Source organism: Streptomyces sp. T39 (genome assembly GCF_008042045.1).
GTDB lineage: Bacteria > Actinomycetota > Actinomycetes > Streptomycetales > Streptomycetaceae > Streptomyces.
Genome location: NZ_RDBP01000037.1, coordinates 872,004 through 887,807 on the forward strand (window position 1 = coordinate 872,004; position 15,804 = coordinate 887,807).

12 protein-coding genes and 1 pseudogene are annotated in these 15,804 nt (G+C 72.8%); 12 read left to right on the forward strand and 1 reads right to left on the reverse strand.

What is annotated here, in order from left to right; all coding sequences use genetic code 11:
- Window positions 1-8 precede the first annotated feature (8 nt).
- The 11 genes and pseudogenes from EAO77_RS26505 to EAO77_RS26560 all read left to right on the forward strand — a co-directional run bounded on the left by EAO77_RS26505 (window position 9) and on the right by EAO77_RS26560 (window position 13,986).
- Window positions 9-578, forward strand: coding sequence for a hypothetical protein (locus EAO77_RS26505; protein WP_410088725.1), 570 nt, complete (start codon window positions 9-11; stop codon window positions 576-578).
- The gene (carA, locus tag EAO77_RS26510) at window positions 575-1,711 is read left to right on the forward strand and encodes a glutamine-hydrolyzing carbamoyl-phosphate synthase small subunit (RefSeq protein ID WP_147990778.1); all 1,137 of its coding nucleotides are present in this window, start codon (window positions 575-577) and stop codon (window positions 1,709-1,711) included. The genes EAO77_RS26505 and carA overlap by 4 nt, the downstream gene beginning before the upstream one ends.
- On the forward strand, window positions 1,704-5,012 hold the full coding sequence (gene carB / locus EAO77_RS26515; protein ID WP_147990779.1) for a carbamoyl-phosphate synthase large subunit: 3,309 nt from the start codon (window positions 1,704-1,706) through the stop codon (window positions 5,010-5,012). Before carA ends, carB begins: the two co-directional genes overlap by 8 nt.
- A 61-nt stretch (window positions 5,013-5,073) precedes the next feature.
- Window positions 5,074-6,186, forward strand: a complete 1,113-nt coding sequence (locus tag EAO77_RS26520; RefSeq protein WP_147990780.1) for a quinone-dependent dihydroorotate dehydrogenase — start codon at window positions 5,074-5,076, stop codon at window positions 6,184-6,186.
- Window positions 6,183-7,031, forward strand: coding sequence for an orotidine-5'-phosphate decarboxylase (gene pyrF, locus EAO77_RS26525; RefSeq protein ID WP_147990781.1), 849 nt, complete (start codon window positions 6,183-6,185; stop codon window positions 7,029-7,031). Before EAO77_RS26520 ends, pyrF begins: the two co-directional genes overlap by 4 nt.
- Window positions 7,032-7,297: 266 nt before the next feature.
- Window positions 7,298-7,621, forward strand: coding sequence for an integration host factor (locus EAO77_RS26530; RefSeq protein ID WP_005319887.1), 324 nt, complete (start codon window positions 7,298-7,300; stop codon window positions 7,619-7,621).
- 132 nt (window positions 7,622-7,753) lie between these two features.
- Window positions 7,754-8,317 carry a guanylate kinase gene (gmk, locus tag EAO77_RS26535; protein ID WP_147990782.1) on the forward strand — a complete coding sequence of 188 codons (564 nt, stop codon included), beginning with the start codon at window positions 7,754-7,756 and terminating at the stop codon, window positions 8,315-8,317.
- A gap of 45 nt (window positions 8,318-8,362) precedes the next feature.
- On the forward strand, window positions 8,363-8,635 hold the full coding sequence (rpoZ, locus tag EAO77_RS26540) for a DNA-directed RNA polymerase subunit omega (protein WP_005319902.1): 273 nt from the start codon (window positions 8,363-8,365) through the stop codon (window positions 8,633-8,635).
- Between the two features lie 129 nt (window positions 8,636-8,764).
- Window positions 8,765-10,015 (forward strand): bifunctional phosphopantothenoylcysteine decarboxylase/phosphopantothenate--cysteine ligase CoaBC, encoded by a 1,251-nt coding sequence (gene coaBC, locus EAO77_RS26545; protein ID WP_147990783.1) that lies wholly within the window; start codon window positions 8,765-8,767, stop codon window positions 10,013-10,015.
- Between the two features lie 361 nt (window positions 10,016-10,376).
- Window positions 10,377-11,585 carry a methionine adenosyltransferase gene (gene metK, locus EAO77_RS26550; protein ID WP_147990784.1) on the forward strand — a complete coding sequence of 403 codons (1,209 nt, stop codon included), beginning with the start codon at window positions 10,377-10,379 and terminating at the stop codon, window positions 11,583-11,585.
- Between the two features lie 120 nt (window positions 11,586-11,705).
- A pseudogene (locus EAO77_RS26560) lies at window positions 11,706-13,986 on the forward strand (primosomal protein N').
- A gap of 136 nt (window positions 13,987-14,122) precedes the next feature.
- Here the strand turns inward: EAO77_RS26560 and EAO77_RS26565 are convergent.
- Window positions 14,123-14,635 (reverse strand): hypothetical protein, encoded by a 513-nt coding sequence (locus EAO77_RS26565; RefSeq protein WP_147990785.1) that lies wholly within the window; start codon window positions 14,633-14,635, stop codon window positions 14,123-14,125.
- Window positions 14,636-14,870: 235 nt separating this feature from the next.
- Here EAO77_RS26565 and fmt point away from each other — a divergent pair, with 235 nt between their 5' ends.
- A complete protein-coding gene (gene fmt / locus EAO77_RS26570) occupies window positions 14,871-15,803 on the forward strand; it encodes a methionyl-tRNA formyltransferase (RefSeq protein WP_147990786.1) in 933 nt (310 codons plus the stop codon).
- Window position 15,804: the final 1 nt, after the last annotated feature.

A 15,804-nucleotide genomic window follows, 5' to 3' on the forward strand; every position in this document is an offset into this window, starting at 1 on the left:
CTGCACTGATGAATCTGGCGGCGGACGCGGCCGCCGACGCCGAGCGCAAGTCGGCGGAGGTCACCGACTGGGCCGCTCGGATCGGCTGGGTGGTCGGCCTGGTCCTCTTCGTCGCCTTCGTCTACTGGCTGATGCGCCAGGGATGGAAGTGGCGCGGCAGCCTCCAGTCGGACCTGCCCGAACTCCCCCAGGCGCCCGAGGCGCCCGGTGAGGCACGGCTGACGATGACCGGCCGCTACCACGGCTCCACCACGGCCGGGCAGTGGCTCGACCGGATCGTCGCCCACGGGCTGGGCGTGCGCAGCCGGGCGGAACTCACGCTCACCGACGCGGGGCTCGCGGTCGTGCGCCCCGGCGCCGAGGACTTCTTCGTACCGGCCGGCGCCCTGCGCGGCGCCCGGCTCGACAAGGGGATCGCGGGCAAGGTCCTCGCCGAGGGCGGTCTGCTGATCGTCACCTGGGCGCACGGGGACCGGCAGATCGACTCCGGCTTCCGCTCGGACCACGCGGCCGAGCAGACCACCTGGGTCGACGCAATCGAGAACATGATCAAGACGACGGAAGGCACCGCACGATGACGATCTCCACCCGGGGAGCCGGTAAAGCTCCCGCCGTACTCGTCCTGGAGGACGGCCGCATCTTCCGCGGCCGCGCCTACGGGGCCGTGGGGGAGACCTTCGGCGAGGCGGTGTTCAACACCGGCATGACCGGCTACCAGGAGACCCTCACCGACCCGTCCTACCACCGCCAGGTGGTCGTGATGACCGCTCCTCACGTGGGCAACACGGGCGTCAACGACGACGACGACGAGTCGAAGCGGATCTGGGTCGCCGGGTACGTCGTCCGCGACCCCGCCCGCATCCCCTCCAACTGGCGCTCCCGCCGCTCCCTCGACGACGAGCTCACCGCTCAGGGCGTCGTCGGGATCTCCGGCATCGACACCCGCGCGCTCACCCGCCACCTGCGCGAGCGCGGCGCCATGCGCGTCGGCATCTTCTCCGGCGAGGCGCTGGCCGACGACGCGGCGCTGCTCACCCGGGTCCAGCAGGCCCCCGAGATGAAGGGCGCCGACCTCTCCGCGGAGGTCGCCACCACCGAGACGTACGTCGTGCCGGCCATCGGCGAGAAGAAGTTCACCGTCGCCGCCCTCGACCTCGGCATCAAGGGCATGACCCCGCACCGGATGGCCGAGCGCGGCATCGAGGTGCACGTGCTGCCCGCCACCGCCACCGCCGAGCAGGTCTACGCGGTGAACCCGGACGGCGTCTTCCTCTCCAACGGCCCGGGCGACCCGGCCACCGCCGACCTGACGGTCATCAAGGCGGTCCTGGAGCGCCGGACCCCGCTCTTCGGCATCTGCTTCGGCAACCAGCTGCTCGGCCGCGCCCTCGGCTTCGGCACCTACAAGCTGAAGTACGGCCACCGCGGCATCAACCAGCCGGTGCAGGACCGCACCACCGGCAAGGTCGAGGTCACCGCGCACAACCACGGATTCGCCGTCGAGGCCCCCCTCGACACGGTCTCCGACACCCCCTACGGCCGCGCCGAGGTGTCCCACGTCTGCCTGAACGACAACGTGGTGGAGGGGCTCCAGCTGCTCGACCAGCCGGCCTTCAGCGTCCAGTACCACCCCGAGGCGGCCGCCGGCCCGCACGACGCCGCGTACCTCTTCGACCGTTTCGTATCACTGATGGAGGCCGAGCGTGCCTAAGCGCACCGATATCCAGTCCGTCCTGGTCATCGGCTCCGGCCCGATCGTCATCGGCCAGGCCGCCGAGTTCGACTACTCCGGCACCCAGGCCTGCCGCATCCTCAAGGCAGAGGGCCTGCGCGTCATCCTGGTGAACTCCAACCCGGCGACGATCATGACCGACCCGGAGATCGCCGACGCCACCTACGTCGAGCCGATCACCCCCGAGTTCGTCGAGAAGATCATCGCCAAGGAGCGGCCCGACGCGCTGCTGCCCACCCTGGGCGGCCAGACCGCGCTCAACACCGCGATCTCCATGCACGAGCAGGGTGTGCTGGAGAAGTACAACGTCGAGCTGATCGGCGCCAACGTCGAGGCGATCAACAAGGGCGAGGACCGCGACCTGTTCAAGGAGGTCGTCGAGGCCGTCCGCGCCAAGATCGGCCACGGCGAGTCCGCCCGCTCGGTCATCTGCCACTCCATGGACGACGTCATCGCGGGCGTCGAGACGCTCGGCGGCTACCCCGTCGTCGTCCGCCCCTCTTTCACCATGGGCGGCGCCGGCTCCGGCTTCGCGCACGACGAGGAGGAGCTGCGCCGCATCGCCGGCCAGGGCCTCACGCTCTCCCCGACCACCGAGGTGCTCCTGGAGGAGTCCATCCTCGGCTGGAAGGAGTACGAGCTGGAGCTGATGCGCGACAAGAACGACAACGTCGTGGTCGTGTGCTCCATCGAGAACTTCGACCCGATGGGCGTCCACACCGGCGACTCCATCACCGTCGCGCCCGCGATGACGCTGACCGACCGCGAGTACCAGCGGCTGCGCGACATCGGCATCGCGATCATCCGCGAGGTCGGCGTCGACACCGGCGGCTGCAACATCCAGTTCGCGGTCGACCCGGCCGACGGCCGGATCATCGTCATCGAGATGAACCCCCGTGTCTCCCGGTCGTCCGCGCTCGCGTCCAAGGCGACCGGCTTCCCGATCGCCAAGATCGCCGCGAAGCTCGCCGTCGGCTACACGCTGGACGAGATCCCGAACGACATCACCGAGAAGACCCCGGCCTCCTTCGAGCCCACCCTCGACTACGTCGTGGTCAAGGCGCCCCGGTTCGCCTTCGAGAAGTTCCCCTCGGCGGACTCCACCCTCACCACCACCATGAAATCGGTGGGCGAGGCCATGGCCATCGGCCGCAACTTCACCGAGGCGCTCCAGAAGGCCCTGCGCTCGCTGGAGAAGAAGGGCAGCCAGTTCGACTTCACCGGCGACCCGGGGAACAAGGACGAGCTGCTGCGGGAGGCCGTGCGCCCCACCGACGGCCGGATCAACACCGTCATGCAGGCCATCCGCGCGGGCGCCACGCCCGAGGAGGTCTTCGAGGCGACGAGGATCGACCCCTGGTTCGTCGACCAGCTGTTCCTGATCAAGGAGTACGCCGACGAGCTCGCCGCCGCCGAGAAGCTGGAGCCCGAGCTGCTGGCCGAGGCCAAGCGGCACGGCTTCTCCGACGCCCAGATCGCCGGTGTCCGCGGTCTGCGCGAGGACGTCGTCCGCGAGGTCCGCCACGCGCTCGGCATCCGCCCGGTCTACAAGACGGTCGACACCTGCGCCGCCGAGTTCGCCGCCCGCACCCCGTACTTCTACTCGTCCTACGACGAGGAGTCCGAGGTCGCGCCGCGCACCAAGCCCGCCGTGATCATCCTCGGCTCCGGGCCCAACCGCATCGGCCAGGGCATCGAGTTCGACTACTCCTGCGTCCACGCCTCCTTCGCGCTGCACGACGCCGGGTACGAGACGGTGATGGTCAACTGCAACCCGGAGACCGTCTCCACCGACTACGACACCTCCGACCGGCTGTACTTCGAGCCGCTCACGCTGGAGGACGTGCTGGAGATCGTGCACGCCGAGTCGCTGGCCGGCCCGATCGCCGGTGTCGTGGTCCAGCTCGGCGGCCAGACGCCGCTCGGACTGTCCCAGGCGCTCAAGGACAACGGCGTCCCCGTCGTCGGCACCTCCCCGGAGGCCATCCACGCCGCCGAGGACCGCGGCGCCTTCGGCCGCGTCCTCGCCGAGGCGGGGCTGCCCGCGCCGAAGCACGGCACCGCCACCACCTTCGCCGGCGCCAAGGCCATCGCCGACGAGATCGGCTACCCGGTCCTCGTCCGCCCGTCCTACGTGCTCGGCGGCCGCGGCATGGAGATCGTCTACGACGAGGCGCGCCTGGAGTCGTACATCGCCGAGTCCACCGAGATCTCGCCGACCCGCCCGGTGCTGGTGGACCGTTTCCTCGACGACGCGATCGAGATCGACGTCGACGCCCTCTACGACGGCCACGAGCTCTACCTCGGCGGCGTCATGGAGCACATCGAGGAGGCCGGCATCCACTCCGGCGACTCCGCCTGCGCCCTGCCCCCGATCACCCTCGGCGGCTTCGACGTCAAGCGGCTGCGCGCCTCCACCGAGGCCATCGCCAAGGGCGTCGGCGTCCGCGGCCTGATCAACATCCAGTTCGCCATGGCCGGTGACATCCTCTACGTGCTGGAGGCCAACCCCCGCGCCTCCCGCACGGTGCCCTTCACCTCCAAGGCGACCGCGGTGCCGCTGGCCAAGGCCGCGGCGCGGATCTCGCTCGGCGCGACCATCGCCGAGCTGCGCCAGGAGGGGCTGCTGCCGCGCAGCGGCGACGGCGGCACCCTGCCGCTGGACGCGCCGATCTCCGTCAAGGAGGCCGTGATGCCGTGGTCGCGCTTCCGCGACGTCCACGGACGCGGTGTGGACACCATCCTCGGCCCGGAGATGCGTTCCACCGGCGAGGTCATGGGCATCGACTCGGTCTTCGGCACCGCGTACGCCAAGTCGCAGGCCGGCGCGTACGGCCCGCTGCCCACCAAGGGCCGCGCGTTCGTCTCCGTCGCCAACCGGGACAAGCGCTCGATGATCTTCCCCGCGCGCGAGCTGGTCGCCCACGGCTTCGAGCTGCTGGCCACCTCCGGCACGGCCGAGGTCCTCCGCCGCAACGGCATCAGCGCCACCGTCGTGCGCAAGCAGTCCGAGGGCGTGGGCCCGAACGGCGAGAAGACCATCGTCCAGCTCATCCACGACGGCGAGGTCGACCTCATCGTCAACACCCCGTACGGCACCGGCGGCCGGCTCGACGGCTACGACATCCGTACGGCGGCGGTGGCCCGTTCCGTCCCGTGCCTGACCACGGTCCAGGCGCTCGCGGCGGCCGTCCAGGGCATCGACGCGCTCAACCGGGGCGACGTCGGCGTCCGATCGCTCCAGGAACACGCGGAACACCTGACCGCGGCCCGCGACTAGTCACCCGAGGGGGACACCGGAAACGGTGTCCCCCTCCTCATGAGGACACCAGGACACCACCGTGTACAAACTCTTCTTCGCTCTGGTCTTCACGCGGATGGACCCCGAGAAGGCCCACCACCTGGCCTTCCGCTGGATCCGCCTCGCCTCCCGCGTCCCCGTGCTCCGGACGTTCGCCGCAGCCGTCCTCGCCCCCCGGTACAAGGAGCTCCGCACCGAGGCGCTGGGCCTGCGGATGCACGGGCCGTTCGGTCTCGCGGCCGGCTTCGACAAGAACGCCCGGGCCGTGGACGGCATGGCGATGGTCGGCTTCGACCATGTCGAGATCGGCACCGTCACCGCCGAGCCCCAGCCGGGCAACCCCAAGAAGCGCCTCTTCCGGTTGGTTGAGGACCGCGCCCTGATCAACCGCATGGGCTTCAACAACGAGGGTTCCGCCGCCGTGGCCGAGCGCCTGGCCGCCCGGCGGGAGATCTTCCGCACCACCCTCGGCGTCAACATCGGCAAGACGAAGGCAGTCCCGGAGGAGGAGGCCGTCGCCGACTACGTCACCTCCACCGAGCGGCTCGCCCGCCATGCGGACTACCTCGTCGTCAACGTCTCCTCGCCCAACACCCCCGGGCTGCGCAACCTCCAGGCCACCGAGTCGCTGCGCCCGCTGCTCACCGCCGTGCGCGAGGCCGCGGACCGCACGGTCACCGGCCGCCGGGTGCCGCTGCTCGTCAAGATCGCCCCCGACCTCGCGGACGAGGACGTCGACGCCGTGGCCGACCTGGCGCTCGAACTCGGCCTCGACGGCATCATCGCCACCAACACCACGATCGCGCGCGAGGGCCTCGGCCTCTCGTCGCCCGCCGACGTCGTGGCGGAGACCGGCGGCCTCTCCGGAGCCCCGGTCAAGACGCGCTCCCTGGAGGTCCTGCGCCGCCTGTACGCCCGTGTCGGCGACCGCATCACCCTCGTCGGCGTCGGGGGCATCGAGAACGCCGAGGACGCCTGGCAGCGCATCCTCGCCGGAGCCACCCTGGTCCAGGGCTACAGCGCCTTCGTGTACGAGGGCCCGTTCTACGCCCGGTCGATCCACAAGGGCCTCGCCGCCCGCCTCGCGGCCAGCCCGTACGCCACCCTCGCCGAGGCCGTCGGCGCAGAGACACGGAAGGCAGCCACCGCATGAGCCCCCTGGAACCGTTCGGCACCCGCCTGCGCCACGCCATGGACACCCGCGGGCCCCTGTGCGTGGGCATCGACCCGCACGCCTCGCTGCTCACGGCGTGGGGCCTCGCCGACGACGTCGCCGGCCTGGAGCGGTTCACCCGCACCACGGTGGAGGCGCTCGCCGACCGGGTGGCGGTCCTCAAGCCCCAGTCCGCCTTCTTCGAGCGCTTCGGCTCCCGGGGCATCGCGGTCCTGGAGAAGGCCGTCGAGGAGGCGCGGTCGGCCGGCGCCCTGGTGCTGATGGACGCCAAGCGCGGTGACATCGGCTCCACGATGGGCGCCTACGCGGAGACCTTCCTGCGCAAGGACTCGCCGCTCTTCTCGGACGCCGTCACCGTCTCCCCGTACCTCGGCTTCGGGTCGCTGCGGCCGGCGCTGGACCAGGCCGTGCTCAGCGGCAGCGGCGTCTTCGTCCTCGCCCTGACCTCCAACCCGGAGGGCGCCGAGGTGCAGCGCGCCACCGCGGCGGACGGGACCTCGCTCGCCCAGCTGATGCTGCGGCACATGGCGGCGGAGAACGAGGGGGCCGACCCGCTCGGTTCCGTCGGCGCGGTGGTGGGCGCGACCCTCGGCGACGCCGGCGTCGACCTCGCGATCAACGGCCCGCTGCTCGCGCCGGGCATCGGCGCGCAGGGCGCGACCCCGGCGGACCTGCCCCGGGTCTTCGGCGCCGCGGTGGGCAACGTCGTGCCCAGCGTCAGCCGCGGCGTCCTGCGCCACGGTCCGGACGCGGCGGCGCTGCGTTCCGCCGCCGAGCGTTTCGCCGACGAGGTCCGCGAGGCCGTGGCCTCGGCGGGCGTCTGAGCGGCCCGGGACGGCCCGGAGCCCGGACCTTGACATTTTCTTGACAGAAATGTCGGTCGTTTTGTCTGAAAAGTCCTGGTCGGTCGATGCTGACCAGGACTTTTCGTCCGTTCTCGCTGACTGGAGACGTGTTGGCCGCTAGTCTCCGTCGAAGAGCGCGCGAGCAGGGCGGTGAACTGCACTGTTCGTAGCTCACCTGGTGCGGGGCCGACATCGGTCCCCACCGGTCCGTATCCGACCAGTTCGACATCCGAGGTGACGTAGGCGTGGCTCTTCCGCCCCTTACCCCTGAACAGCGCGCAGCCGCGCTCGAAAAGGCCGCCGCGGCTCGCCGGGAGCGGGCCGAGGTCAAGAATCGACTCAAGCACTCCGGCGCCTCCCTCCACGAGGTCATCAAGCAGGGCCAGGAGAACGACGTCATCGGGAAGATGAAGGTCTCCGCTCTCCTCGAGTCCCTGCCGGGCGTGGGCAAGGTCCGCGCCAAGCAGATCATGGAGAGGCTCGGCATCTCCGAGAGCCGCCGCGTGCGCGGTCTCGGCTCGAACCAGATCGCTTCCCTGGAGCGAGAGTTCGGCGGCGGCGCCGCCTGACGTCCCTGGCGCCACACCCGGCGCGTGACGCCCGGTGGGCGGCCCGGTCCGCGGACGCGGCCCGGGCCCGCCTGCCGGCCGGTACCGCCGGGTGCGGCGCGAGGCACTCCCGGGAAGCTGGATAATCGCTCCATGGCAGCAGAGGTACGTCCGCGGCTGACCGTGCTCTCCGGCCCCTCGGGGGTCGGCAAGAGCACGGTCGTCGCGCATATGCGCAAGGTCCACCCCGACGTGTGGCTCTCGGTGTCGGCCACGACCCGCAAGCCGCGGCCCGGCGAGCAGCACGGTGTCCAGTACTTCTTCGTCGGGGACGACGAGTTCGACAAGCTGGTCGCCAACGGCGAGCTGCTGGAGTGGGCCGAGTTCGCGGGCAACCGCTACGGCACGCCGCGCCGTGCCGTCCTCGACCGCCTGGAGGCGGGTGAGCCGGTGCTGCTGGAGATCGACCTGCAGGGCGCCCGGCAGGTCAAGGAGTCCATGCCGGACTCCCAGCTGGTCTTCCTCGCCCCGCCGAGCTGGGAGGAGCTCGTCCGCCGGCTCACCGGCCGCGGCACCGAGTCCCCCGAGGTCATCGAGCGGCGCCTGGCCGCGGCCAAGGTCGAACTGGCCGCCGAGGCGGAGTTCGACACCACCCTCGTCAACACCTCCGTCGAAGGTGTGGCCCGTGAGCTGCTAGCCTTGATGGCAGTTGTTTGATCTTTTGTCCGAATCTTTTGTGCACGTTCTTCGGAAGGCTAGAGAGTGTCCTCTTCCATCACCGCGCCCGAGGGCATCATCAACCCGCCGATCGACGAGCTGCTCGAGGCCACTGACTCGAAGTACAGCCTCGTGATCTACGCGGCCAAGCGTGCGCGTCAGATCAACGCGTACTACTCGCAGCTCGGTGAGGGCCTGCTGGAGTACGTCGGCCCCCTGGTGGACACCCACGTCCACGAGAAGCCGCTCTCGATCGCCCTGCGTGAGATCAACGCGGGACTGCTGACGTCCGAGGCCATCGAGGGCCCGGCCCAGTAGGCGTACCACGTACCCGGCCACAGGCCCGGCGGAGTCATCCGCCGGGCCTGTGGCGTACCCGGAAGCGTCTCCGCCGGGCCCGGGCGCCGTACCGGGCCGCCGGGGCCGCCCGGTGGGCCGTGGTGCAGCATGGACACGTACCGGATCCGAGTGCGGGGAGACGCAGTGGACAAGCCGAAGGTGGTTCTGGGGGTCAGCGGGGGCATCGCCGCCTACAAGGCGTGCGAACTGCTGCGCCGGCTGACCGAGTCGGGACACGACGTGCGCGTGGTGCCCACGGCGTCCGCCCTGAACTTCGTCGGCGCGGCCACCTGGTCCGCGCTGTCCGGCAACCCGGTCTCCACCGAGGTCTGGAACGACGTCCACGAGGTCCCCCATGTACGCATCGGCCAGCACGCCGACCTCGTGGTCGTGGCGCCCGCCACGGCCGACATGCTCGCCAAGGCGGCGCACGGGCTCGCCGACGACCTGCTGACCAACACGCTGCTCACCGCACGCTGTCCCGTCGTCTTCGCCCCCGCCATGCACACCGAGATGTGGGAGCACCCCGCCACCCAGGAGAACGTCGCCACCCTGCGCCGGCGGGGCGCCCTGGTGATCGAACCCGCCGTGGGCCGGCTCACCGGGGTCGACACCGGCAAGGGGCGGCTGCCCGAACCGGGCGAGATCTTCGAGGTCTGCCGCCGGGTCCTCGCCCGCGGCGCCGCCGCCCCCGACCTCGGCGGGCTCCATGTGGTGGTCAGCGCCGGCGGCACCCGCGAACCGCTGGACCCGGTGCGCTTCCTCGGCAACCGCTCCTCCGGCAAACAGGGCTACGCCCTGGCCCGCACGGCCGCCGCGCGCGGCGCCCGGGTCACGCTGATCGAGGCCAACACCGGGCTGCCGGACCCCGCCGGGGTGGACGTGGTGCACGTCGGGACCGCGGTGCAGCTGCGCGAGGCCGTGCTGAAGGCGGCCGCCGACGCCGACGCGGTGGTCATGGCGGCCGCGGTGGCCGACTTCCGGCCGGCCGAGTACGCCACCGGCAAGATCAAGAAGAAGGACGGCGTCGAGGCGCCCTCGGTCGTGCTCGTCCGCAACCCCGACATCCTGGCCGAGATCTCCGCCGACCGCGCCCGCCCCGGACAGGTGGTCGTCGGTTTCGCCGCCGAGACCGACGACGTTCTGGCCAACGGCCGCGACAAGCTCCGCCGCAAGGGCTGCGATCTGCTGGTCGTGAACGAGGTGGGGGAGCGCAGGACCTTCGGCTCGGAGGAGAACGAGGCCGTCGTCCTCGCCGCCGACGGCGCCGAGACACCGGTGCCGCACGGCCCGAAGGAAGCCCTCGCCGACACCGTCTGGGACCTCGTGGAATCCCGGGTGGACCGGGGCGGCCGCTGATCCCCCCGTCGCCCGCGGGCCCCGTCCGTGCCGTCCGCGGTCCCGCAGTGTGAGACAGCTCATGGCCGGGGGCGGCCGCCGGGCCGGGCGCCGCGCCGGCCGGGGCGAACACTCGGCGACCATGCGGTGAAGAGCAGCACCCCGGTAAAACCCGCCAAATGTGGCGAATCACTCCGCCCGCAGGCGCTATGGTCGTAGCGTCTCGGCCATGGACCACAGGTCAGGGAGCTCCCACGCTGCGAGACGGGTTGTCCGGCTGCGGAACGCGACCGATAAACTGGTCCGCGGAACGTCGCGGGGCGCAGCCCCCTGCCGGTCCGTCAATGATCAGCCAGCAGCCGCTGCAACCCCAGGGAGCGATGTGTCCCGCCGTCTCTTCACCTCGGAGTCCGTGACCGAGGGCCACCCCGACAAGATCGCCGACCAGATCAGCGACACGATCCTCGACGCCCTGCTCAAGGAGGACCCCACCTCGCGGGTCGCCGTCGAGACCCTGATCACGACGGGCCTCGTGCACGTCGCCGGTGAGGTGACCACCAAGGCCTGGGCGGACATCCCGACCCTCGTGCGCAACAAGATCCTCGAGATCGGCTACGACTCGTCGAAGAAGGGCTTCGACGGCGCCTCCTGCGGCGTCTCGGTGTCCATCGGCTCCCAGTCCCCGGACATCGCGCAGGGCGTCGACACGGCGTACGAGAAGCGCGTCGAGGGCGACGAGGACGAGCTCGACAAGCAGGGCGCCGGCGACCAGGGCCTGATGTTCGGGTACGCGTGCGACGAGACGCCCGAGCTGATGCCGCTGCCGATCCACCTCGCCCACCGGCTCTCCCGCCGGCTGTCCGAGGTCCGCAAGAACGGCACCATCCCCTACCTGCGCCCCGACGGCAAGACGCAGGTCACCATCGAGTACGACGGTGACAAGGCGGTCCGCCTGGACACGGTCGTGGTGTCCTCGCAGCACGCGTCCGACATCGACCTGGACTCGCTGCTCGCGCCGGACATCCGCGAATTCGTCGTCGAGCACGTGCTCAAGCAGCTGGTCGAGGACGGCATCAAGCTCGACACCGACGGCTACCGCCTGCTGGTCAACCCGACCGGACGCTTCGAGATCGGCGGCCCGATGGGCGACGCCGGTCTGACCGGCCGCAAGATCATCATCGACACCTACGGCGGCATGGCCCGGCACGGCGGCGGCGCCTTCTCCGGCAAGGACCCGTCGAAGGTCGACCGCTCGGCCGCGTACGCCATGCGCTGGGTCGCCAAGAACGTCGTGGCGGCCGGTCTCGCGGCCCGCTGCGAGGTCCAGGTCGCCTACGCCATCGGCAAGGCCGAGCCCGTCGGTCTCTTCGTCGAGACCTTCGGCACCGCCACCACGGACGTCGAGAAGATCGAGCAGGCCATCGCCGAGGTCTTCGACCTCCGCCCGGCCGCGATCATCCGCGACCTCGACCTGCTCCGCCCGATCTACGCCCGCACCGCGGCCTACGGACACTTCGGCCGTGAGCTCCCCGACTTCACCTGGGAGCGGACCGACCGCGTCGACGCCCTCCGGGCTGCGGCCGGCGTGTAGCCGCACCCGCATCCCGCACCGGGCCCCCGACCGCAGCAGCGGCCGGGGGCCCGCTGCCGTCACCGGGGCGGGGAACCGGCCGGGCCGGACTGTCGGCGGGCTCTGGTAGGAATGTTGGCTGTGAGCAGCGACGACGAGCAGCCGAAGGACCCCGCGGCCGGCGGGCCGGAGCAGCTTGCGCTCATCCGGGAGACCGTCCGCCGGGCACACGTGCCCAAGGCCAAGCCGCGCACCTGGCGCGGCGCCCCGCTGGCGAAGGACCTGCCCGTCGCCCGGGTCATGGTCGACAAGGGCGCGCTCCACCTCGACCGGCTCTGGGACTACGCCGTGCCCGAGGAGCTCGACGCCGCTGCCCAGCCGGGGGTACGGGTCCGCGTCCGCTTCGGCGCCGGCGCGCACCAGGTCCGCGGCGGACGCCGGGAGGGCGGCGGCCTGATCGACGGCTTCCTCGTCGAGCGGCTGGCCGAGTCGGACTACAGCGGACCGCTCGCCGCGCTCGCCCATGTCGTCTCGCCCGAACCGGTCCTCAGCCCCGGCATGCTCGACCTCGCCCGGGCGGTCGCCGACCGCTACGCGGGCAGCCTCGCCGACATCCTCCAGCTCGCCGTCCCGCCCCGGAACGGCAAGGCCGAGGCCCGGCCGGTTCCCCGCCCCGGTGACGGCAGCGGGCCCCCGGCCGCTGCTGCGGTCGGGGGCCCGGTGCGGGATGCGGGTGCGGCTACACGCCGGCCGCAGCCCGGAGGGCGTCGACGCGGTCCCCCCGCACCCGAACCGGGCCCCTGGGAGCGCTACGGGCCCCCCCGCACCCGAACCGGGCCCCTGGGAGCGCTACGGGCACGGCCCCGCGTTCCTGCGGTCCCTCGCGGCCGGCCGTACGCCCCGCGCGGTGTGGACCGCGCTCCCCGGCCCGCACTGGCCGGACGAACTGGCGCGCGCCGTCGCCGCCACCCTCGCCTCCGGGCGCGGCGCCCTGGTCGTCGTCCCCGACGGGCGCCGGGCCGCCCGGGTCGACGAGGCGCTCACCGCCGTGCTCGGCCCGGGGCGGCACGCCCTGCTCACCGCCGACTCGGGGCCGCAGAAGCGCTACGGCGAATGGCTCGCCGTGCGCAGGGGCTCGGTGCGCGCCGTGGTGGGCACCCGCGCCGCCATGTTCGCCCCCGTCCGGGATCTCGGCCTCGTCGCCGTCTGGGACGACGGCGACGCCAGCCACAGCGACGACCACGCGCCCTTCCCCCACGTACGCGAAGTGCTGGAACTGCGCTCCGCCCACGACGACTGCGCCTTCCTGCTGGGCAGCACCGGCTGCACCGTGGAGGCCGCGCAGCTCGTCGAGAGCGGCTGGGCCCGTCCGCTGGTCGCCGACCGGGCACGGGTGAGGGCGGCGGCGCCCCTGGTGAGGACCGTCGGCGACCACGACCTCGCACGGGACGAGGCGGCCCGTGCCGCGCGTCTGCCGAGCCTGGCCTGGCAGACGGTGCGCGAGGGTCTGCGCGACGGTCCCGTGCTCGTCCAGGTGCCCCGGCGCGGCTACGCCCCCCGGCTCGCCTGCGAGCGCTGCCGCGCCCCCGCCCGCTGCCGCCACTGCGCCGGCCCGCTGGCCGCGCAGGACGAGCGCGAGCTGCACTGCGTGTGGTGCGGCACGGCCGAGACCGACTGGCACTGCGCGGAATGCGGTGCGTTCCGGCTGCGCGCGCAGATCGTGGGGGCGCGGCGCACGGCGGAGGAGCTGGGGCGCGCCTTCCCGGCCGTGCCGGTGCGCACCTCCGGCCGCGACCATGTGCTCGACACCGTCCCGGGGCGGCCCGCGCTGGTGGTCTCCACCCCCGGGGCGGAGCCCGTCGCCGAGGGCGGGTACACGGCCGCGCTGCTGCTGGACGGCTGGGCGATGCTCACCCGGCCCGACCTGCGCGCGGGCGAGGAGGCCCTGCGCCGGTGGCTTGCCGCCGCGTCCCTCGTAAGGGGGCAGGAGGAGGGCGGCACGGTCGTGGTGGTGGCGGAGCCGACGCTGCGGCCGGTGCAGGCGCTGGTCCGCTGGGACCCGGTGGGCCATGCCCTGCGCGAGCTGGCGGAACGGGCGGAGCTGCGCTTCCCCCCGGTGTCGCGGATGGCCGAGGTGACCGGGCGGCCGGAGGCGGTCGCCGAGTTCCTCGTCGCGGCCGGGCTCCCGCCGGAGACGGAGGTGCTCGGGCCCGTGCCGCTGCCGGTCACCGAGGCCGGCCGGGGCCCGCGCCGCCCCGGCGACCCTCCGGCGGGGGAGCGCTGGGAGCGGGCGTTGCTGCGCGTGCCCCCGGGCAGCGGGTCGGCGCTCGCCGCCGCGCTGAAGACGGCCCAGGTGGCCCGGCTCGCCCGCGGCGGCACGGATCCGGTCCGCATCCGGGTGGACCCGCCGGACATCGGCTGACGGCGCGGCGGTGGGTGCGCCGGACACGGACGCCGGCCGACGGCGCCGCGGCGGCGGGCCGCCCGCCCGGCCGGGGCGGTCACCGCCCGCGCGGGACCGGGGACGCCCCCGGCGAGGGGGCGAGGGTGCCGGAGGGTCAGCCGCTGCGCGGGCCGGGGAACGCGCCGGGGCGCGGGTCCGTCGGCTGCGGGGGCATCGAGCGGGCGGCCGGCACGGCCGGCAGCGGGCCGGGGATCGTGCGCGTCGCCGTGGTCTCGGGCACCCGCTCCGCCTCGTCGGCCGGCCCCGGCTGCGGGGGCGTCGCGCGGCGCGAGCCGTAACGGCGGTGCACGGCCTGCTTGGTCACCCCGAGCGCCGAGCCGACGGCGTCCCAGGAGAAGCCGAGGGAACGGTCGAAGTCCACCGCCGCGGTCACCAGCGTCTCCACGCTGTCCCGCAGTTCCTGCGCGAGACGGACGGTGGGGGCGGGCGCTCTGCCGTAGACGACGAAGCCCGTGGACGGGCCGGAGCGGCGCGGGCGGTAGACATTGCCCAACTGGGCGGTGAGCGTGCGCAAGGCGTCCACCTGCCGGCGGACCCGCTCGATGTCCCGCACCAACAGGTGCAGGCTTGCCCGGGCTTGGGCGTCGTGGGTTGCGTGGTCGGCCATCGACAAGCCTCTCGAACCGGCGTTGAAAGGGTCGGGCCGCGTCCGGGCGGCCCGCTTGGGTCAATCTCTCTTGACCAACGCTCCTGCCGCCGATCTGGTCACGCTTCGGGGCGTATGCGCATATGCGCGGGGCGCGCGGGCTTCCGTACGCCCCCTGCGGCACCGCCCCATAGACTGGTGAGCTGCTCGTCACCGTACGCGTAACAGCTCAAGCCCGAGAGGCAGTCAGTCACCGATGAGGCTCGTCTTCGCAGGTACCCCCGAGGTCGCCGTCCCCGCCCTGGACGCCCTGATCGCCTCCGGGCGGCACGAGGTCGTCGCCGTCGTCACCCGGCCCGACGCACCGGCCGGGCGCGGCAGGCGCCTCGTGGCGAGCCCCGTGGCCCAGCGTGCGGAGGAGGCCGGGATCGAGGTGCTCAAGCCGGCCAGGCCGAAGGACGAGGCGTTCCTCGCGCGGCTGCGCGAGATCGCGCCGGACTGCTGCCCGGTCGTCGCCTACGGCGCCCTGCTGCCCCGCGTCGCCCTCGACATCCCGGCCCGCGGCTGGGTGAACCTCCACTTCTCCCTGCTGCCGGCCTGGCGCGGGGCCGCGCCCGTGCAGCACGCGATCCTCGCCGGTGACGAGATGACGGGCGCCGCGACCTTCCAGATCGAGGAGGGGCTGGACTCCGGTCCCGTCTACGGCGTGATCACCGAACCGGTCCGGCACACCGACACCAGCGGCGACCTGCTCACCCGCCTGGCGTTCGCCGGCGCCGGCCTGCTCGCCGCGACCATGGACGGCATCGAGGACGGCACTCTGCACGCCGTGGCGCAGCCCGCCGACGGCGTCTCGCTCGCCCCGAAGATCACGGTCGAGGACGCCCACGTCGACTTCACCACCCCCGCGCTGCGCGTCGACCGCGTGGTGCGCGGCTGCACCCCGGCCCCCGGCGCCTGGACGGTGTTCCGGGGGGAGCGCCTCAAGCTGCTCCATGTCGCGCCGCTGCCCGACCGCACCGACCTGGCCCCCGGCGAGCTGGACGCCGGGAAGAACCACGTCCACGCCGGCACCGGCTCGCACGCCGTCGAGCTGCTGTGGGTCCAGCCCCAGGGCAAGAAGCCGATGCGCGCGGCGGACTGGGCGCGCGGCGTGCGCATCGGTGCCGGGGAGAAGCTCGGCGCCTGAG

Bases quoted from the DNA above. Each gene is read 5' to 3' on its own strand.
- carA (WP_147990778.1), top strand. From the start codon at position 575: ATGACGATCTCCACCCGGGGAGCCGGTAAAGCTCCCGCCGTACTCGTC.
- EAO77_RS26565 (WP_147990785.1), bottom strand. From the start codon at position 14,635: ATGGCCGACCACGCAACCCACGACGCCCAAGCCCGGGCAAGCCTGCAC.
- coaBC (WP_147990783.1), top strand. From the start codon at position 8,765: ATGGACACGTACCGGATCCGAGTGCGGGGAGACGCAGTGGACAAGCCG.
- EAO77_RS26505 (WP_410088725.1), top strand. From the start codon at position 9: ATGAATCTGGCGGCGGACGCGGCCGCCGACGCCGAGCGCAAGTCGGCG.
- pyrF (WP_147990781.1), top strand. From the start codon at position 6,183: ATGAGCCCCCTGGAACCGTTCGGCACCCGCCTGCGCCACGCCATGGAC.
- gmk (WP_147990782.1), top strand. From the start codon at position 7,754: ATGGCAGCAGAGGTACGTCCGCGGCTGACCGTGCTCTCCGGCCCCTCG.
- fmt (WP_147990786.1), top strand. From the start codon at position 14,871: ATGAGGCTCGTCTTCGCAGGTACCCCCGAGGTCGCCGTCCCCGCCCTG.